The following is a 20,132-nucleotide window of genomic DNA, read 5'->3' as shown; positions in this document are numbered from 1 at the left end:
GAATTGACGAAGAGACGTAGGGTGCAATAAGTGCAGAGCATTGCACCATTTGCAGAGCGGCTATTGAGCAAGCTATAAGGAACAAAAGTAGAGGTGCAATTTCATTGCACCCTACGGTAATTACCGCATAACAATGTAATCACACAAGCCACCGCATGATAAAATGCCACGCGCTGGCTGTCCCTCATGAAGAGTTTGTTAGCACTTGTAGCCGAATGGGTTTTCAAAGGTAAACTGAACCTTTGTATGAAGATTTAAAGCCAAATCAACAGTGCAATTTTTAAAGAAATATTCTTCATAACCATCTTCCCAGCTCATTGATGATATTTGAGCATAATCGTCTAGCAAGAAACCAGCATTATACTTAAACAACAAAGCTTGAATGTACAGACATGAGGCCCTACAAGCATGAAATAATAAGGAGATGAGCTTATTTCTACTAATTTCAGTTCCACTCCAGTACTCAGGGTTATCCAAAATTGGGAAAATGCCATGTGCTACATAATTTCGCAAATTCCTAACCAGGTGTAAACCATAACTATAATCAGTAACCTTTGATCCTTTCATACCCGATAAAGATGATTTAAATATGGACTGATAGTAATCAAATGCAACCGTTAGATTTGATATTGAGTGTTCGAAGTTCAATGGCAATTCTGAGCTTTTAAGCTCATCAACCAGTACCGTAGCTCGTAAACTAGCATCTCTTAACTTTTTGCGTTCATCCAGCTTAGCTATAGATGGAATCAATAAATAATAACCATCAACAAACCTATATAATTCTTCTAGCGCATTCGATACAAAAATGAAGCGAGTAAGTGCTGTAGAATATGCGGTATAGTGCTTTGAGTTCGAGTCATATTCATCTGCAATTGGGCGACAATACATAGCAGCGTTATCATCGCCAAACTTCCATGAATTTATTTTTACAACTTCTAATTCTGCTGCTAGCTTCAACCAGTCACTAACGACCTTAGTTTCTACCATGCGCTTAACATCATGCCTTTCATACTCATTTCTATTATCTAAGAATCTACAAAACTCAGACAACTCATATAAGTGACTAGGTAAATCACGAAAATTTGAACATATAGGGCATTTATCTACTGACTTCACAAACTCACCTTAAAGAGCTAATAGTGACTAGATGAAAGGCGGTATTAATCCAATAGCCGAGTCTTTCGTATAACTCTGCATTATCTTCACAACCACCTAAAAAATTATTTTAAATCAAAGCATTGCCAAAATATCACGGGTGTCCAGACGTATTCTATTGACTTCTTCTTTTTGCTCTACAATTGCCACTCTATAAAAAGCAGTTGAGGAGTCAGCTACGGAAAGCGCCATCAAATCCCGCCTCAGTAAATAAGTCAGTACCGTTATGCGCTTGTATCACTACAGCAACCGTACAAAAAAGTCTGCTGATACTGGAACCACCATCTCATACGCCTCCATTCACTGTGACGCCCACTGATGCGGCTTGCTCACACGGTTCCAGAATAACAGCCAAGCTACCACCAGAGAGCATCTAGTTTGCAGCTTTTGATCAACGCGATGTCTCTGGTTTGATTCATCGGTGACTCCAAAGAGATAATATCCAGACGGATATCCTAGCGAGCAAGACAGATAAGCAAAAGCAGATGATGATAGTTTCCCGATCAAGATCAACAAATTAATCAATAAGTACAAATGCTGACCATGCATCAGAGATAACTGGTGGTGGAAATAAGAAAGACGCCCTAAGGCGTCTTTCTTATTTTAAGGACTTTGAGCAAAAAGGTTGGAGGTTATTCCCCCTCCCCACCTTGCCCCACCACCCAATCAAATCGGGGTAATGGAAGTGATATGGGCATCCCCGTCCAGTGATTTGAAGATCTGCACCACGGCTTCGCCATGGATCGGTTTGGCAAGCGGCACAGTGCTCTTGCACTTGAAGCGGTAGTTGGTGCCAGCCACCACTTGAGTGGAGACTTCAAAGGGTACGTACTGCACCCCGACAAATCCTTTCAGCGCCTGGTCAAATACCGCCTGATCCTCGGCGGTCAGCTTGTGATATGCGGTCCATCCACCCACCAACACTGCTTGTTCTGACATATCAAACTCTCCGTGCTCTATGATCCCGACTCGTTTGGCCGTTCGGGCTGCGCCCCGTTGATTCAAGTGGTTTCCGGTCTCCACCGGGGTGCCATCACTGCCGGTCGGCGCGATGACGATGAGCAAATTTGCGCAGCTATCTGCAACTGGATCAGCCCTCCCCCTTTCCACAAGCCGCTGTTGACAGCAGGCTCAATTGGCATGAGAGAGCCTAGTGCGAGATCGCAAAAATGCCCCTGTCACATATGACAGGGGCAAGGTGGCGAAAAAGCTGCTCGAAAAAAGAAGATATGTGGCGCAAACGATTGAGAAAAGAAAAGACGCCTCAAGGGCGTCTTTTTGCATTTTTATGCTCGAAGGGCAGAAGGGCGCGCGCCGCTTATTCCCATTCGATGGTTGCAGGCGGCTTGCCGGAGACGTCGTACACCACGCGGGAGATACCGTTGATCTCGTTGATGATGCGGTTCGATACGTGACCGAGGAAGTCGTACGGCAGGTGAGCCCAGTGGGCAGTCATAAAGTCGATGGTTTCGACGGCGCGAAGCGCAATAACCCAGTCATATTTGCGACCATCGCCCATCACGCCAACGGAGCGCACCGGCAGGAACACGGCGAACGCCTGGCTGACCTGGTTGTAGAGGTCGGCTTTGCGCAGCTCTTCGATAAAGACCGCATCGGCGCGGCGCAGAATATCGCAGTACTCTTTCTTCACTTCGCCAAGGACGCGCACGCCCAGACCCGGGCCCGGGAACGGGTGACGGTAGAGCATGTCGTAAGGCAGACCCAGCTCCAGACCGACGCGGCGCACTTCATCTTTGAACAGCTCGCGCAGCGGCTCGACCAAACCCATCTTCATCTCTTCCGGCAGGCCGCCGACGTTGTGGTGAGACTTGATGACGTGGGCCTTGCCGGTCTTGCTGGCAGCAGATTCGATAACGTCCGGATAGATGGTGCCTTGCGCCAGCCACTTGGCGTTTTTCAGCTTTTTCGCTTCATCATCAAACACTTCGACGAAGACGCGGCCGATGATCTTGCGCTTGGCTTCCGGCTCGTCAACACCGGCCAGGGCAGAGAGGAAGCGCTCTTCCGCTTCAACCTTGATGATGTTCAGACCAAAGTGATCGCCAAACATCTCCATCACCTGCTCGCCTTCGTTCAGACGCAGCAGACCATTGTCAACGAAGACGCAGGTGAGGCGATCGCCGATGGCACGGTGCACCAGCATGGCGACCACGGAGGAGTCGACACCACCGGAGAGGCCGAGGATCACTTCATCGTCACCCACCTGCTCGCGGATGCGGGCAACGGCGTCGTCGATGATGGTGGCCGGGGTCCAGAGGCATTCGCAGCCGCAGATGTCTTTGACGAAGTGCTCCAGCATGCGGGCACCCTGACGGGTGTGGGTCACTTCCGGGTGGAACTGCACGCCATAGAAGCGCTTGGCTTCGTTGGCCATGGCCGCGTGGGGGCAGGTCGGGGTCTGGGCGATGGTGGTGAAGTCGGCCGGAATGGTGGTGACCTTGTCACCGTGGCTCATCCAGACATCCAGCAGGGCATTGCCGTTGTCGGCGATGGCATCTTCGATATTGCGCAAGAGGGCGCTGCTCTTGCCAGCTTCGCCCAGCACTTCCACCTTGGCGTAACCGAATTCACGCTCGGTGGAGGATTGCACCTTGCCACCCAGCTGCTCGGCCATGGTCTGCATGCCGTAGCAGATACCGAACACAGGGACACCGGCGTTGAACACATACTCGGGGGCACGCGGGCTGCCCGCTTCGGTGACGGACTCGGGGCCGCCGGAGAGGATGATGCCGCTCGGATTGAATTCGCGGATCTGCTCTTCGGTTACGTCCCAGGCCCACAGTTCGCAGTAAACGCCGATTTCGCGCACGCGGCGGGCGATCAGCTGGGTGTACTGGGAACCGAAGTCGAGGATAAGGATACGGTGCTGGTGAATGTCTTTAGTCATTTTATTCCTGCATCAGGCTGATGTTGTCACAAAGGGCACGGGATAAAAAAAGGGTGGAAAAACGGGGCGCAGGGCCCCGTTTTATCAGCCCATCCGATAGTTGGGGGCTTCTTTGGTAATGGTCACATCGTGGACGTGGGACTCTTTCATCCCGGCGCCGGAGATGCGCACAAATTCAGCTTTAGTGCGCATGTCGTCGATGGTGGCGCTGCCGGTCAGGCCCATGGAGGAGCGCAGGCCGCCCATCTGCTGATGGATGATCTCTTTGAGGCGACCCTTGTACGGCACGCGACCTTCGATGCCTTCCGGCACCAGCTTGTCGGCGGCGTTGTCGGTCTGGAAGTAGCGATCGCTGGAACCTTTGGACATGGCGCCCAGGGAACCCATACCACGGTAGGATTTGAAGGAGCGACCCTGATAGAGCTCGATCTCGCCCGGCGCTTCTTCAGTACCGGCGAACATGGAGCCCACCATGACGCAGCTGGCGCCCGCGGCGATGGCCTTGGCGATGTCGCCGGAGAAGCGGATACCGCCGTCGGCAATCACCGGAATACCGGTGCCTTCCAGCGCGTCAACGGCGTCGGAGATGGCAGTGATCTGGGGCACACCCACGCCAGTCACGATACGGGTAGTACAGATGGAGCCCGGGCCGATACCGACCTTGACGGCGTTGACACCGGCAGCAGCCAGCGCCTTGGCGCCCGCGGCGGTAGCGACGTTGCCACCGATGATCTGAAGATCCGGATAGGCGTCACGAGTGGCCTTGATGCGATCCAGCACGCCCTGGGAGTGGCCGTGGGAGGAGTCGATCAGCAGCACGTCAACACCGGCTTCCACCAGCGCAGCGACACGCTCTTCGTTACCGGCACCGGCACCAACCGCAGCACCGACCCGCAGACGACCCTTGTCATCTTTACAGGCGTGGGGCTTGCGCTCGGCTTTCTGGAAATCTTTAACGGTGATCATGCCCTTGAGTTTGAAGTCGGCGTTCACCACCAGCACTTTTTCGATACGGTGCTTTTGCATCAGGGCAACCACCTCTTCACGAGGGGCCCCTTCACGCACGGTGACCAGACGATCTTTCTGGGTCATGATCTGTTCAACGGTCTGGGAGAGGTCAATCACGAAGCGCACGTCACGGCCGGTGATGATACCGACCAGCTGATTGCCGTCAGTCACCACGGGGTAACCGGCGAAGCCGTTCTTGTGGCTCAGCTCCTTGATTTGGGCGATGGTCATGTCAGGGCGCACGGTAACGGGGTCAGTGACCACGCCGCTCTCGTACTTCTTGACCTTGCGCACTTCGGCAGCCTGCTGCTCGATGGACATGTTCTTGTGGATAAAGCCGATACCGCCTTCCTGGGCCAGTGCGATAGCCAGACGGGCTTCGGTCACTGTGTCCATGGCAGCGGAGATCATCGGGATGTTCAGGCTGATGGCAGAGGTCAGCTTGGTACGCAGATCGGCAGTATTGGGAAGAACTTCGGAGTGGGCGGGAACCAACAGTACATCGTCGAAGGTTAACGCTTCTTTGGCAATCCTGAGCATGGCAATATCTCACCGTTGAGGAAGTGGGGGTGTAAAATATTGCCGACGAAGTTTACTCACGCATTGGTCACTGGTAAAGAAGTTTTTTGAATTTTTTATGGCATAGCCCTCGTTTAGGCGGCCAAAACGCCAAAAAACCAAGATTATCAGTACGAAAAGTGCCATTTCGGGGCAAAAGAGTTGGCTAACCGGTGATTTATGCAAAACCGGTAGGTGCCGACGCAGCCTAACCCCCATGCAACGGGATGATCGACAGGGGCTCAGGGGGCAAGCGGCCTCTGATCACCCTCCCCTTGTCTTGTGTCCTTGTATTGTCTCTTGCCCTCGCGGCGACCACTCGCACCGGTATCATTCTCTTCTCAATGTCCTTTGCTCGGTCTGGATAATAAATTTCGCCCGCTGACAATATATATTTTCTGGCACAACAAGGGTTGCCTCTCTTTATTATTTTCGTCCCACCATCCGCAGCAAGGTATTATCTTTATCCAGCAGATGATGTTTCAACGCCCCGACAATGTGCACTAGCAAAAATGCCAGCATGACATATGGCAAATAAATATGGATTGTGTGGGCAATATCCCGAACGGATTCACTGAATGGAATCACATTGGCAGGATCACGGATATCTGGATTCATCGGAATAATAGACCAGCCAAATATCGCAACACCTCGGCCAGCCGCTGCGGAATAACAGAGACCGGACACCGGAATAAGCAGCGTTGAAATCAGCAAACCCCAGTGGATCGCCCTGGCTGCCAATGCCTCGTAAACAGGATATTGACGCACAGGCTCAGGCCACCCTCTAACAAGGCGGAAAATGGCGCGGGGCAGGATCAAGATCAGTGCAATCACCCCCAGAGATTTATGCAGGGCATAGAGATCCCATATTTCAAATTTAACCATCAGATAGCCCACAAGGGTCAGGCCAATCATCAGCAAGGCAACCGACCAGTGCAGCAAACGGGTCGTCAAACTTAAGCGGATTGAGGGATTCATAAGCTACTCCAAACAGGGGGCGAGTAAACGTTGGTCAAGATGGTGGCGCCGTGAACATCAGCAACACCTGAGAGATCAACGGCATCTAGGCAAGCCGCGACTTGGCTAGATGCAGGCAAGCACGAGGGCTTTTATAGGGAGCCATACTGCCTGCCCGAATAAACGGCAGCGTTTCCAATCTTGCTTTTCTGCTGCTGGCGCCTCCTGCTTCACGCCCTCCCCCTGTTTCGGGTTAAGATAGCGGCCATTGTTTTATCCCGGCCCCGCCGGTGCAGACCACAGGTACGCCATTGAACCGATTTACTCCATCCAGTACGGCGAACGGCCGCGAGCAGCAGGTCTTTACCGTCACCCGCCTCAACAGCGCCGTGCGCATGATCCTGGAGCAGGATCTGGGGCTGGTGTGGCTGACCGGCGAGCTCTCCAATCTGGCGATGCCAAGCTCCGGCCACTGGTACTTCTCCCTCAAGGACATGTCGGCGCAGGTGCGCTGCGCCATGTTCAAGGGCAACAACCGGCGGGTGGCGTTTCGCCCGCAGGATGGCATGCAGGTACTGGTGCAGGCGCGGGTCTCCCTCTATGAGCCGCGCGGCGACTACCAGCTGATCATCGAGTCGATGCAGCCCGCAGGCGATGGCGTGCTGGCGCTGCGTTTTGAAGAGCTCAAGCGCCGCCTCGGCGCCGAGGGGCTGTTTGACGAAAGCCGCAAGCGGCCGCTGCCCCGCGAACCGCGGGCGGTGGGTCTTATCACCTCCGCCACCGGCGCCGCCCTGCACGATATGCTGACGGTGCTTAAACGGCGTGCGCCGGATCTGCCGATCTTTATCTACCCGACCCAGGTACAAGGCAGCGCCGCCATCAGCCAGATCGTCGCGGCGATCGCCAAAGCGAACCAGCGCGCCGAGGTGGATGTGCTGATCGTCGGCCGTGGTGGCGGGTCGCTTGAAGATCTCTGGTGCTTTAACGAAGAGGCGGTGGCGCGCGCCATTGCCCACTCCGCCATACCTGTGGTGAGCGCAGTGGGTCACGAGGTGGATGTCACCATCAGCGACTTTGCCGCCGACTTGCGCGCTCCTACCCCGTCGGCCGCCGCCGAGCTGGTGGCGCCGGATCAGAGCGCCCGTGCCCAGCGTCTCGTTCACCTCAAGCAGCGACTGCTGCAGGCGATGAGCCGCCAGCAAACCGCCGCCCGCCACGATTTCATCCTGCTGCAAAAGCGGCTCGACCATCAGGATCCGAAACGGCGACTGGAGCAGCAATCACAGCGCCTCGACGAGCTCTCCACCCGTTTGCAGCAACTGCTGCGCCAGCGGTTGCATCAGGGGGAGCGGCGCCTTACCAACCTTGAGCTGCGCCTGCAGAGCAAGAGCCCGGAACGTTTGCTGGCCGTGGGCAAGCGCCGCCACCAGCTGGCCGAGGAGCGGCTCTATGCCCTGATTGCCAAACGCCAGGATCTGGCGAGCCACCGCCTCGCCATGCTCACCGCCCGCCTCGACGGGGTGAGCCCGCTTGCTACTCTGGGTCGCGGCTACTCCATCACCCGTACTGCGCGTGGCGACGTCATCAGCCGCGCCGATCAGGTCAACAGTGGCGATCAGCTCGTCACCACCTTGGCACAAGGGAGCCTGCAGGTGCGGGTCGAGGAAGTTATCAAAGACTCAGCGCAGTAGATCAGCTGCATCAAACCACCAGCCAATCTGCTATTCAGCCCGGCAATCAGCCAAAAACAAAGGCCACCACCGCAAACAGGGTGGTGGCCTTTTTTATCTCGGGTGCTGTCGCCTGCTCACCCCTTGGCGCGGCGGGCGACCAGGGTGAACTTGTAATCATCGCTCTTGAAGAAGTTGCGACTGAACTCGAACACGGTGCCATCTTGCAAGAAGCCACGGGAAACCTTCTCGATAATGGGCTTGGCAGGATCGATACCGAGCGCCTCCACCACCTGCGCCGAGGGGAGCACCGGAATGATCTCCTGCTCGCTGCGGTCGATCACCAGCTGCTTCACCTCCTCGATGTAGTGGTACTTGGAGCCCTGCATCACCGCATAACTGAGATCGGGGAAGAGGGCGAGCGGCATCCAGGTCTCCTCGAGCGTTACCGCGATCTGGCGAATAAAACGCACCCGCTTGACGTAGTAGACCAGCGCCCCTTCCAGCAGATTGAGCCGCTCGGCCAGCTCGCTGCTTGCCTTGATCACCTCGAAGGCGAGAATGTCGCTGTGGGTCTCGGCCGCCGGATCAGTCACCTTCTCGTAGAGGCTGGTGAGCTGATAGATGTCGTAGTTCACCTTCTCCTGCCGCACATAGCTGCCGCTGCCCTGAATGCTCTCGATGACGTTGAGTTCGGTCAGCTGCTTGAGGGCCTGACGCACCGTCACCCGGCTCACCCCGAACTGCTCGCGTAGCTCGGCTTCGGTGGGCAGGGCATCGCCGGGGGCCAGCTCCCCTTGCGCAATCCACTGCTGGATGGTGTCGGCTATCTGGCGATACATGGGTTTTTTCGACACGAAAGGCCACCTCGTCGGCTCTGCGCCATGATAAATGGAAGAGGCGCCATTCTACCCCAGTTGCATGGCAGACAAAACGGCTCAGCCCCATTTGACCTAACAAATCACCTTGAACAAACAATACAAAAACAATACAAATAACGAATTGTATGATACTACTCACAAAAATCAGTCGGCCGGTTTGTTAGCATCGCTGTCACTTTCACCATGACGGCTTGCTGGCAAGCCAACCTGACAGAGGATCATCATGAATCTGACCAGTCTTACCGGCCCCCATCTCATCACGCTGCAAACCCGGTTTGCCGATCGGGATGCGGCCATTCATGCCCTGGCTGATCGGCTCGATCAGGCCGGCAAGCTGCACGACAAGGCCGCCTTTCTGGCCGCGGTCATGGCCCGCGAGGCGCAGGGCCCCACCGCCCTTGGCGAAGGGCTGGCGGTGCCCCACGGCAAGTGCGATGCGGTGCGCGAAGCGGCCTTTGCCGTCGCAACCTTAAGCGAGGAGCTGGGCTGGGAGGGGATCGACGGCCCCGAGCCGGTCAACCTGATCTTCATGCTGGCGATCCCGACCGATCAGGCGGGCTCGACCCATATGCAGCTGCTCACCACCCTCACCACCGCCCTGGTGGATGACGATACCCGCGAGGCAGTGCTGGCGGCCCAGAGTGCCGAGCAGCTGATGGCGCTGCTCGATGGTGAAGGGGATAGCGGCAAGCAACCAGCAAAAGAAGACAACTTAGATACAAATCAACCCACTGTGGTCTGTGTCACCGCCTGTCCGGCGGGGATCGCCCACACCTATATGGCTGCCGAGTATCTGGAAAAGGCGGGGCGCAAGCTGGGCATTCGGGTACTGGTCGAGAAGCAGGGTGCCAACGGCATCGAGGATCGCCTGCCGCAAGAGGCGCTCGATGCTGCGGTGGCTTGCATCTTCGCCGCCGAAGTGGCCATCAAGGAGCAGGAGCGTTTTGCCGGTATCCCCCGGATCGAGACACCGGTGGCCGAGCCCATTCGCCATGCCGAGCGGATCCTCAATGATGCGCTGGAAGCGGCCAAGGCAGGGCGCACCGCCCCGACGCCCAACCCCAGCCAGAGCGACGTGCCGACCGGCAAGAAGGTGAGCCTCAAGACCGAACTCAAGCAGGCGCTGCTGAGCGGCATCTCCTTTGCCGTGCCGCTGATCGTGGCAGGCGGTACCGTGCTCGCCGTCTCTGTGCTGCTGGCCCAGATCTTCGGCCTGCAACATCTGTTTGATACCGAGAACTCCTGGCTCTGGATGTACCGAAAACTCGGCGGTGGCATGCTGGGCACCCTGATGGTGCCGGTTCTGGCGGCCTATACCGCCTACTCGCTGGCAGACAAACCGGCGCTGGGCCCGGGCTTTGCGGCGGGACTGGCCGCCAATATGATTGGCTCCGGTTTTCTCGGCGGCGTGGTCGGTGGCCTTATCGCCGGTTACCTGATGCGCTGGGTCAAGCAACATGTGCGCCTTAGCCCCAACTTCAACGGCTTTCTCACCTTTTACCTCTATCCGGTGATCGGCACCCTGGTGGCAGGCAGCCTGATGCTGTTTGTCATCGGCCAGCCGGTAGCCTGGCTCAACAACAGCCTCACCGAGTGGCTCAATGGCCTCTCCGGCACCAATGCGCTGGTCCTGGGCGCCCTGCTCGGTTTTATGTGCTCGTTTGACCTGGGTGGCCCGGTCAACAAGGCGGCCTACGCTTTCTGCCTCGGCGCCATGGCCAACGGCGTCTACGGCCCCTACGCCATCTTCGGCGCGGTCAAGATGGTCTCGGCCTTTACCGTCACCTTCTCCACCCTGCTGGCGCCGCGCCTGTTCCAGACCTTCGAGATCGAGACCGGCAAGTCCACCTGGCTGCTGGGGCTGGCAGGGATCACCGAGGGCGCCATTCCGATGGCCATCGAAGATCCAATCCGGGTGATCGGCTCCTTCCTCGCAGGCTCGGTGGTCACCGGCGCCATGGTGGGTGCCATGGGGATTGGTCTCTCCACCCCGGGGGCCGGCATCTTCTCCCTGTTCCTGCTCCATGATGGCGGCCACGGCGCCCTGATGGCTGCCGCCGTCTGGCTCGGTGCGGCGCTGGTGGGCACCCTTATCTCCACTGTGGTGCTGATCGGCTGGCGCCGTCACGCCATGCAGCGCGGCACCTATCAGGTGGTCGCCGCAGAGTAAGGCTCATCTTCACTACCGATTTTTCAACAGACTATTTTTCCGCACGGCAGGCAAGGGCCGCCGTGCGTCAGCAAAGGATCATTGTCATGACAGTTTCACGAGTTCACATCACGCCGCACATGCACTGGGATCGGGAGTGGTACTTCACCACCGAGGAGTCCCGCATCCTGCTGGTCAACAATATGGCGGAGATCCTGGCGCGGCTTGAATCCGACCCCGACTACAAGTTCTATGTGCTGGACGGCCAGACCGCGGTGCTGGAGGATTATTTCGCCATCCAGCCCGAGAACAAGGCCCGGGTGAAGGCGCTGGTGGAAGCGGGCAAGCTCATTATCGGCCCCTGGTACACCCAGACCGACACCATGCAGGTGAGCGGCGAGTCCATCCTGCGCAACCTGCTCTACGGGATGCGCGACTGCCTTAGCCTTGGCGAGCCGATGAAGATCGGTTACCTGCCCGACTCGTTCGGCATGTCCTCCCAGCTGCCCCACATCTTCAACGGCTTCGGGATCGATCGGGCCATGTTTTGGCGCGGCTGCTCCGAGCGCCACGGCACCGACAAGACCGAGTTCCTCTGGCAGAGCAACGATGGCAGCGAGGTGACCGCCCAGGTGCTGCCGCTCGGCTACGCCATCGGCAAGTACCTGCCGGAAGATGAAGCGGGCCTGCGCAAGCGGCTCGAATCCTACTTCGAGGTGCTGGAGAAGGCCTCGGTGACCCAGGATATCCTGCTGCCCAACGGCCACGACCAGATGCCGCTGCAGCAGAACATCTTCGCCATCATCGACAAGCTTCGCGAGATCTACCCCCAACGTGAATTCCACATGAGCCGCTTCGAGCAGGTCTTCGAGCGCATCGAGGCGTGCCGCGACCAACTGGCCACCCTCAAGGGGGAGTTCAACGACGGCAAATACATGCGGGTGCACCGCACCATCTCCTCCACCCGGATGGACATCAAGCTGGCCCACGCCGCCATCGAGAACAAGATCGTCAACATCCTCGAACCGCTGGCGAGCATCGCCTGGGCGCTCGGCTTCGAGTACCACCACGGGCTGCTCGAGAAGATGTGGAAGGAGATCATGAAGAACCACGCCCATGACAGCATCGGTTGCTGCTGCAGCGACAAGGTGCATCAGGAGGTGATGACCCGCTTCATTCTGGCCGACGACATGGCCGAGAACCTGATCCGCTTCTACATGCGCAAGATTGTCGACAACATGCCGGTGGCGCTCTGTGAAGACGGAGTACAGGTGGCTGACAAGCTCTGCCTGTTCAACCTGATGCCTTTCCCCCGTCAGGAGGTGATCAACACCAGCATCCGCATTCGCGCCCAATCCTTTGCCCTGCGCGATGAAGCGGGCCAGCCGGTCCCCTATTTCATCCGCGCCAGACGCGAGATTGACCCGGGTCTGGTGGACAGACAGATCGTGCACTACGGCAACTACGACCCCTTTATGGAGTACGACATCCAGCTCTGCCATCCGCTACCTGCCATGGGCTACTGCACCCTCCATATCGAGGGCAATCAGCCGGGACTGGAGCAGCCGGTGACGACCAGCGGCGAGCTGCTGGAGAACGATTTTTACCGCATCGCCCTCAATGACAACGGCACCCTGCAGATCCTGGACAAGCTGCGCGGCACCACCTTCGATCAGGTGCTCACGCTGGAAGAGGGCTCCGATGATGGCGACGAGTATGACTACTCGCCATCGCGGGACGAGTGGCTGCGCTACTCCACCGAGTTTGCGGTGACCCGCGAGGTCACCCATCAGGCGTGGCAGAGCATCGCCACTCTCACATTGCGTATGGCATTGCCTGCCAACCTCGCCGAGCGAGCCAGCCGCCAGTGCAGCAGTCACCTCGATGTCACCTGCCGCATCACGTTGGCGCATCAGAGTCCGCGCATCGACATCGAGCTGGAGCTCGACAATCAGGCCGATGATCACCGGGTGCGGGTGCTGATCCCCACCCCCTTCCCGAGCGACACAGTTGTTTCCGATAACCAATTTGGCTGCATCACCCGCCCTACCCGCGACAGCGCCATGGCGAACTGGGAGGCAGAAGGGTGGAAAGAGGCACCCATTCCGGTCTGGCAGCTGATGAACTTCGTCGCCCTGCAAGATGGCAAGCAGGGGCTGGCGGTACTGAGCGATGGTCTGCGCGAGTTTGAAGTGATCGGTGAGCAGTGTGACACCCTAGCACTCACCCTGCTGCGCGGGGTCGGCGTACTCGGCAAAGAGGAGCTGCTGCTGCGCCCGGGTCGCCCCTCCGGCATCAAGCTGCCCACCCCGGACTCCCAGGTGCGTGGCAAGCTCAGCTGCCGTTTCAGCCTGCTGGCGTTTGCCGGCGATCACATCAGCGCCAACGTGATGCAGGCGGCGCGCAGCTACCTCACCCCGGTGCGCTGCTACAACAAGATCCCGTTCGATGCCATGAAGCTCAACAAGGCGAGCTTCACCACCCCGCTCCACTTCAGTCTGCTCACCATGGATCCGTCCGGTCCGGTGCTGAGCGCCCTGAAGAAAGCCGAAGATGAAGAGGCGCTGGTGATCCGGGTCTACAACCCGAGCGAGCAGGCGGTACTAAAGGGTGGCAAAGTGAGCAGCGAACACGCCCTGAGCGACTGGCAAGCGGTGCGAATGGACGAGCAGCCCCAGCCCCTTGAACTGGCCGCTGGCGAGTTTGGCGAGCTGGCGCCGTGCCACTCCCGCAGCGTGCGCTTTCGGGTGGCTCGCGGCTAACGGTCGGTAACACCCACAGGTAGCAACAGGCGGGGAAGAGTCATCCCCTCCCCGCCTGTTTATCCCTTCAAGCTGGCCTGCCCCGCTTGATAAAGGCATAAAAAATCCCCGCCGATTGGCGGGGATTTTTATTGGGTTCTTCTTCATCCCGCGAGCGGGAGAGCACGCTTAGCTGGCCTTGCGCAGGATCTGCTCAAGGTAGTCGGCGAAGCGGTGACCGTGATGCTCCAGCAGTTTCGGGAACATGGAGATGGAGGTCATGCCCGGGAAGGTGTTGATTTCATTCAGCAGGATCTCCCCCTCCTCGGTCAGGAAGAAGTCGATGCGCGAGAGATGGGTCAGTTTCAGCTGACGGAACGCCTTGAGGGCATACTCGTGGATCGCATCGGCCTGCGCCTGGGTCAGCCCCTCGGCACGCAGTGCCGTCTCGGTATGGCTGGCGCTGCTGTACTTCTCTTCATAGGTGTAGAACTTGTCCTGCGGCACGCAGATCTCGCCCGGATAAGTCGCCACCAGCTCGTCACCATACTGGTAAACCGCCACTTCCAGCTCACGCGGCTTGACCGCTTTCTCGATCAGAACCTGTTCGGAGTAACCAAAGGCATCGGCAATACCTTTCACCAGGTCCGCTTCGTTGCTGGCAGAGTAGCAACCAACGGAAGAGCCCTGGGAAGCCGCCTTGATAAAGACCTTGCCCCACTTGGCCAGCGCGGCTTTGGCCTCGGCCAGCGCCGCCTCATTTTGCTCGGTCAGGAACAGGTATGGGGTGTTGGGAATGCCGATGGCGGAGAGCCACAGCTTGGTACTGATCTTGTTGAAGCAGATCTTGCTCGCCTCGGCATCGCAACCGAGATAAGGCAATCCAGCCAATTCGAGGAAGGATTGCAGATCGCCGGTCTCACCCGGGTAGCCGTGGATGCAGGGCACCACGTAATCCACCGGACGGGCCACGCTGTCGAACGAAAGCAGCTTGTCGAGCCCCAGCTTGCACTCACGGCCATCGGCACTGAGCCAACGATCGGCGAACATCTCGACGCGGGTCACTTCGACACCGGGCAGAAGGCCCAGTTGTTGCTCGAGGAAATTGGCGCTGCGCAGAGAAACCTCGTGCTCTGAGCCACCGCCGCCGCACAGCAGCAAGACATGCATGTTCTTCATTAGATGTGATCCCTTGGGAAAAGCGGCCTCGTCATGACCATTTGATAAGCCAACCACCATAAAAACCGGACGAAGCCAGATACGAACATAAGTGCGCGCCAGTGTAGCAAGGGAGATCAACCTTTGTCAGCTGATGGGAGACCCATGACCCCACTTCTTGCAGTGAAAAGTCTCCCCTGTGTCAAAATCGGGACACATTGCCCCTCAGCGCGGGGGATCGACCCTTCCCATGCCGTTGCCATTGACCCGAAACCAGCCGGCAATGCTGTAGCGCTCGCGATTGGCAGGCAGTACCTCGTGGGGAAACTCCTCGGAGAGAAACATGACCAGCCGGCCCCCCTTGGGGCTGACATCCATCAGAAACTGCTCCTTGTCGTCATACATGCGCAGCACTCCACCCGCTTCGGGCAGCCAGTCGTTGTTTAGGTAAAATACGGTGGTAAGACGGCGGTTAGAGCGACCGGCAAAGGCATCCCGATGGGTGGCGTAAAAATCCCCGCTGCGATAGCGGGCGAAGTGGGCCTCGTAGTCGAACAATCCCAGCATCAGCATCCGGTTGGCGGCAAGACGCAGGGACTCCATCCGGGCGAGGTAGTCAGCCACCGGCGCACCGAGGGAGGGCTCCAGCCAGTGGATCTGGTCACGGCGAATATCGGGATTGCCCTGGTGCAGGGCGCTACGGCCGATCCCGGCCGGTTGCCATTCGCTTGGCAAACAGGCTTTGAGGGCATCCACCTCGGCGACGGTCAAAAAATCATCCACTATCACCCATCCCCGGGTGTAAATGGCATCCATGGCAGCTTGATAGTCCAAGATTGGCTCACAATGAGTGGAAAGAGGGCGCTTTGTAGCGACTTACCGGCAAAGTCACAAACCGGTTTGCTTCTCTTGAGAAGTCCCAACATCAATACGCGAGTTGCTGACCGCCGCCCCGCATTTTTGTCGCCAGTTGTGATCCCGTCCTGCCAAAGAGCGTATTGGCTGTCGAAACTGTGATGGCCCTTGCAATCGGGTCGAGGAGGCGCCGCGGCCTCCTTGCGGTGCCAAGAGCCAGCCGATACCGTATCCGCATCGCCATGTTGCTGTTCATCCGGCGCTTTTCTCTGTCACCGACCGAACCACTCACGGCACAACCCACGCATCACCCACGAAAGGATCTTCTCATGCCTCTGCCCGATCTCACTTTGCAACAACTGGATGGAAGCCCCTACCCGCTGGCTCAACTGGCGGGCAAGGTGGTACTGGTGGTCAATGTGGCTAGCCGATGTGGCTTTACTCCTCAATACGAGGGGCTGGAAGCCCTCTATCGCGAGCTGGGGCCAGAGGGACTGGAGATCCTGGGCTTCCCCTGCAACCAATTCGGCAATCAGGAGCCGGGGGATGCGGACGAGATTGCTCGCTTCTGCTCTCTCGACTATCCGGTCAGCTTCCCCATCATGGCCAAGTGCGATGTCAACGGTGAACAGGCCCACCCTCTCTATCAATGGCTCAAGAAAGAGAAACCGGGGCTGCTGGGGCTCGAAAACGTCAAGTGGAACTTCACCAAGTTCCTGATCGACCGTGATGGCAAGGTGGTTGACCGCTTTGCTCCCACCACCAAGCCGGAGAGTCTGGTCGCCCCCATCCGCGAGATACTCTGACTCTCCTGAGCCGTTTTACGCCACTGCGTTGAACGATTGTATGGCGGCCGGTGCGACAGCTACTGCGCAGCGGCCGCTCTTTTGCTATATTACGCCCCCGTTATCATTTCCATATCGTGGCTGGCCCCAACGCGCTGGCCACCCGTTGAGCCAAAGGCTCATCTCAGGAGTTTCTCTCGAACATGTCATTCAACGAACTGGGTCTGTCCCCGCACATCCTGCGGGCCGTCAAGGAGCTGGGTTACGAACAGCCAACCCCCATCCAGCAGCAAGCCATTCCGGCTATTCTGGCTGGTCAGGATGTGCTCGGCGGTGCCCAGACAGGCACAGGCAAGACGGCCGGTTTCACCCTGCCGATGTTGCAGCGTCTGCTGGCCAACCACGGTCGTGGCCGACGTCAGGTGCGCGCCCTGGTGCTCACCCCGACCCGCGAACTGGCGGCCCAGGTGGGCGAGAGCATCATCAAATATGCCCATCACCTGCCGTTCAAGACTCTGATCGCCTATGGCGGTGTCAGCATCAAGCCCAATCTGGACGCCATCAAGCTGGGTGTGGACATTCTGGTCGCCACCCCGGGCCGTCTGCTGGATCTGCTGACCCAGGGCGCCCTGACCCTGAGCCAGCTGGAAGTGCTGGTGCTGGATGAAGCGGATCGCATGCTCGACATGGGCTTTATTCACGACATCCGCCGCATTATGAAGGCGCTGCCTGCAGAGCGCCAGACATTGCTTTTCTCTGCCACCTTCTCAAGCGAGATCAAGGCACTGGCGGATGATCTGCTGAACGACCCCACCTTGATCGAAGTGGATCCGAGCAACACTGCCGCCGAGCAGGTAAACCAGCGCATTATTCAGGTGGATCGGGAGCGGCGCCGCGAGCTGCTCTCCCACATGATTGGCCGTGGCAACTGGCAGCGGGTGCTGGTGTTTGTCCGTACCAAGCAGATCGCCGACCGCCTGGCCCAACAGATGCAAAAAGATGGTCTCAATACCGTGGCGATCCATGGTGACAAGAGCCAAGGAGCCCGCAACCGGGCGCTGGCCGATTTTCGCAGTGGCGAGGTGCGGGTGCTGGTAGCGACCGATATCGCCGCCCGCGGTCTGGACATCGATCAACTGCCCTACGTGATCAACTTTGAACTGCCCCAGATGGCGGAAGATTACATCCACCGTATCGGCCGTACCGGCCGCGCCGGTCGTGGCGGCGAGGCCATCTCGCTGGTCAGTCAGGACGAGCTGGGTCAGCTCAAGGCGATCGAAGCCCTGATCGGCCAATCCCTGTCCGTGGAGATCCTGGAAGGGTATGAGCCAAGCGGCAAGCCGAGTCGCCAGACTCTGCCCGGCAGCAAGCCGGTGCAGAACCCGCCTCGGGCTCGCGGTCATGCCAACGCCAAGAGCAGCAATGCCAAGGGCAAGCCAGCCGCGGGCAAGGGCAAAGCCAAGGGTGACGCCAGCAAAAAAACTGCACCGGCCCGCAAGCGGGAAGTGGTGGGCGAGGATATCGGCTTTGCGCCAATGCGCCGCCTGCCCAAGGCGCAGCGTGACAGCTATCAGGAGAGCAGCGACGAGTAAGCTCGCGCGACGCTAACTGCCAAGCCAAAAGAGGGAGCCTGCAAGGCTCCCTCTTTCGTTATGGATCGCTCGGAGCCATGCAAGTGCTCCGTGCAAATGCTCCGCTCGGGCTCAAACCAGCGAATGGCGCACCGCGGCGGTACCATGGCTGGGCGGCGCTGAACCATCGAGCGGATTGAGCTGCAAGAACTCGAACAAGCCAGCCTGCATATTGACGTTCCAGAAGCGTCCGGCGAGGGTGAGTTGCAACCGTGCGCTCCCGATCTCCGCCAGCCCGTGCTGCTGCCAGGCGACAAAAAGCGGCATCAGATGGGTCAGCAAAGTCGCTGGCAGACGATCCAGCGCCAGCACGCCACTGTCGAGGGCGCCACGCAGCAGACCGTCCATCCTTGCATTGGGATTGCGTCCCATCACCATCCCGGGCGCCCGCTTGCCACTGGCCAGCGCGTCGTGCCAAGGGGCCAGATCCCGTCCATACATCAAGCCGTGGCCAAGAATGCTGCCCCCAGCACCGGCGCCAAAGGGGAGGATCTCCGCACCGCGCTTGGCCATCTGGTTATAACGACTCTGCTCAGCCGGACTGCGCCGCCAGTGGCTGCAAGAGAGACGCTCCCAGCCGTGGGCTTCCAGTTGCGCTCCGCCATAGGCATACATGGCCGCCCGCTGCTGACCATCGGCTAGCCAATCCAGGGTGCCCTTCTCCTGCGCCCGCTCCAGATTGGTGCCCTGCATGGCGATGAGCTGGTAGAGATCGACCCCGTGTACACCGCTCGCCATCACATCGCGGATATCCTGCTGCCACACGGCATCATCCTGACCGGGCAGACCAAAGATAAGATCCGCCACGATCACAGCCGCATCATCCCGGGTCAGCTCACCCAGACGGGTCAGCAAGGTCTCCCTGTCATCGAAACGGGCCGCCTGCTGACGCACCCGGGTATCAAAGCTTTGCACCCCGAAGGAAAAGCGGTTGAAGCCCCCCGCCAGCGCAACCTGCCATTTCTCATCATCAAAGCCGTTGAGACGCCCCTCCAGCGTCACCTCGGCATCGGCCGCCAATGGGAAACGGCGGATCACGGCGGCCAGCATGGCCAGCTCGTCGGCGCTCATGTCGGTCGGCGTACCCCCCCCCACATAGACGGCTGAAAATGGCATGCTCTGCGCCAGCGGGGTGTCAGCCGCCTGCGCAAGGGAGGCGCACAAGGCATTGACATAGCGGTTGATCCGCGCCGGATTGGCGCCATTTTCAAAGAAATTGCAGAAGCTGCAGCGCTTGCGGCAAAACGGAATATGGATGTAGAGGGCGCGCTCCTCAGCTTCACTCTCTCGCTGCCACCAGCTCTGCCAGCCAGCCTCATCCAGCGGGAAAGGGCGCATCCCTCCCCGACTGGCGTGAGCCGAGGTCTTGGCGCTAAAAGCAAACTTGAGAGGATCCGGCGTGGCAATACCGGTCATGGAAGGGGTCAGATTCATGATGGTCACTATTATCAGTAAATAATGACAATGATAACGATTATCGTTACTGGCAATTTGTTCTGGATCAACCCGAGGAGCAGCACCCCTCCCGAAAGGCATTTTGGCAACCTGCATTACCGATCTGCTTAACAGATTATTTACTCAAGAGTGGTTATCGTGTGCCGATAGAGAACCATCTCCCGCCGTTTCTTCGTCTACGATCAAGATGATACGGGATCACATAACAACACCAAGCGCAT

General features: G+C 58.2%; 14 protein-coding genes. 5 read left to right on the top strand and 9 right to left on the bottom strand.

Annotation, left to right across the window (positions count from 1 at the left end):
* Nucleotides 1–198 precede the first annotated feature (198 nt).
* The 5 genes from OKC42_RS03495 to OKC42_RS03475 form a co-directional block, all read right to left on the bottom strand.
* Complete coding sequence (locus OKC42_RS03495; RefSeq protein ID WP_201941655.1) at nucleotides 199–1,116, bottom strand: hypothetical protein; 918 nt, start codon at nucleotides 1,114–1,116, stop codon at nucleotides 199–201.
* Nucleotides 1,117–1,821: 705 nt separating this feature from the next.
* Nucleotides 1,822–2,094 (bottom strand): hypothetical protein, encoded by a 273-nt coding sequence (locus tag OKC42_RS03490; protein WP_005337011.1) that lies wholly within the window; start codon nucleotides 2,092–2,094, stop codon nucleotides 1,822–1,824.
* A gap of 379 nt (nucleotides 2,095–2,473) precedes the next feature.
* Nucleotides 2,474–4,063, bottom strand: coding sequence for a glutamine-hydrolyzing GMP synthase (gene guaA, locus OKC42_RS03485; RefSeq protein WP_040066364.1), 1,590 nt, complete (start codon nucleotides 4,061–4,063; stop codon nucleotides 2,474–2,476).
* A gap of 84 nt (nucleotides 4,064–4,147) precedes the next feature.
* Complete coding sequence (guaB, locus tag OKC42_RS03480; protein ID WP_005360033.1) at nucleotides 4,148–5,611, bottom strand: IMP dehydrogenase; 1,464 nt, start codon at nucleotides 5,609–5,611, stop codon at nucleotides 4,148–4,150.
* Nucleotides 5,612–6,055: 444 nt separating this feature from the next.
* Nucleotides 6,056–6,607, bottom strand: coding sequence for a cytochrome b (locus tag OKC42_RS03475; protein ID WP_199428064.1), 552 nt, complete (start codon nucleotides 6,605–6,607; stop codon nucleotides 6,056–6,058).
* Nucleotides 6,608–6,897: 290 nt separating this feature from the next.
* On the opposite strand from OKC42_RS03475, the gene xseA reads away from it, so the two are divergent.
* Nucleotides 6,898–8,277 carry an exodeoxyribonuclease VII large subunit gene (gene xseA / locus OKC42_RS03470; protein WP_199428065.1) on the top strand — a complete coding sequence of 460 codons (1,380 nt, stop codon included), beginning with the start codon at nucleotides 6,898–6,900 and terminating at the stop codon, nucleotides 8,275–8,277.
* A 116-nt stretch (nucleotides 8,278–8,393) separates the two neighbouring features.
* On the opposite strand, the gene OKC42_RS03465 is transcribed toward xseA, so the two are convergent.
* Nucleotides 8,394–9,113 (bottom strand): GntR family transcriptional regulator, encoded by a 720-nt coding sequence (locus OKC42_RS03465; RefSeq protein ID WP_005337027.1) that lies wholly within the window; start codon nucleotides 9,111–9,113, stop codon nucleotides 8,394–8,396.
* Between the two features lie 247 nt (nucleotides 9,114–9,360).
* On the opposite strand from OKC42_RS03465, the gene mngA reads away from it, so the two are divergent.
* Both mngA and mngB read left to right on the top strand, forming a co-directional pair.
* Nucleotides 9,361–11,307: a PTS 2-O-a-mannosyl-D-glycerate transporter subunit IIABC gene (gene mngA / locus OKC42_RS03460; protein ID WP_199428066.1), complete on the top strand. Its 1,947-nt coding sequence runs from the start codon at nucleotides 9,361–9,363 to the stop codon at nucleotides 11,305–11,307.
* A gap of 86 nt (nucleotides 11,308–11,393) precedes the next feature.
* Nucleotides 11,394–14,048 (top strand): mannosylglycerate hydrolase, encoded by a 2,655-nt coding sequence (mngB, locus tag OKC42_RS03455; protein ID WP_199428067.1) that lies wholly within the window; start codon nucleotides 11,394–11,396, stop codon nucleotides 14,046–14,048.
* Nucleotides 14,049–14,216: 168 nt separating this feature from the next.
* Here mngB and OKC42_RS03450 read toward each other — a convergent pair whose 3' ends face one another.
* Nucleotides 14,217–15,206, bottom strand: a complete 990-nt coding sequence (locus OKC42_RS03450) for a D-alanine--D-alanine ligase (RefSeq protein ID WP_058057457.1) — start codon at nucleotides 15,204–15,206, stop codon at nucleotides 14,217–14,219.
* 204 nt (nucleotides 15,207–15,410) lie between these two features.
* Nucleotides 15,411–16,019: a 2OG-Fe(II) oxygenase gene (locus OKC42_RS03445; RefSeq protein WP_201956222.1), complete on the bottom strand. Its 609-nt coding sequence runs from the start codon at nucleotides 16,017–16,019 to the stop codon at nucleotides 15,411–15,413.
* A 350-nt stretch (nucleotides 16,020–16,369) separates the two neighbouring features.
* On the opposite strand from OKC42_RS03445, the gene OKC42_RS03440 reads away from it, so the two are divergent.
* Nucleotides 16,370–16,846: a glutathione peroxidase gene (locus OKC42_RS03440; protein ID WP_270819057.1), complete on the top strand. Its 477-nt coding sequence runs from the start codon at nucleotides 16,370–16,372 to the stop codon at nucleotides 16,844–16,846.
* Between the two features lie 182 nt (nucleotides 16,847–17,028).
* Entirely contained in the window at nucleotides 17,029–18,417 is a 1,389-nt protein-coding gene (locus tag OKC42_RS03435) for a DEAD/DEAH box helicase (RefSeq protein WP_270819056.1), read from the top strand.
* Between the two features lie 111 nt (nucleotides 18,418–18,528).
* Here OKC42_RS03435 and hutW read toward each other — a convergent pair whose 3' ends face one another.
* Nucleotides 18,529–19,890, bottom strand: coding sequence for a heme anaerobic degradation radical SAM methyltransferase ChuW/HutW (gene hutW / locus OKC42_RS03430; RefSeq protein ID WP_199428068.1), 1,362 nt, complete (start codon nucleotides 19,888–19,890; stop codon nucleotides 18,529–18,531).
* Nucleotides 19,891–20,132: the final 242 nt, after the last annotated feature.

The sequence above is a fragment of the Aeromonas sp. Y311-2 genome, from assembly GCF_027706025.1.
In the GTDB taxonomy this organism is placed as follows: domain Bacteria; phylum Pseudomonadota; class Gammaproteobacteria; order Enterobacterales; family Aeromonadaceae; genus Aeromonas; species Aeromonas veronii.
This window is presented reverse-complemented; position numbering and strand designations above follow the sequence as displayed.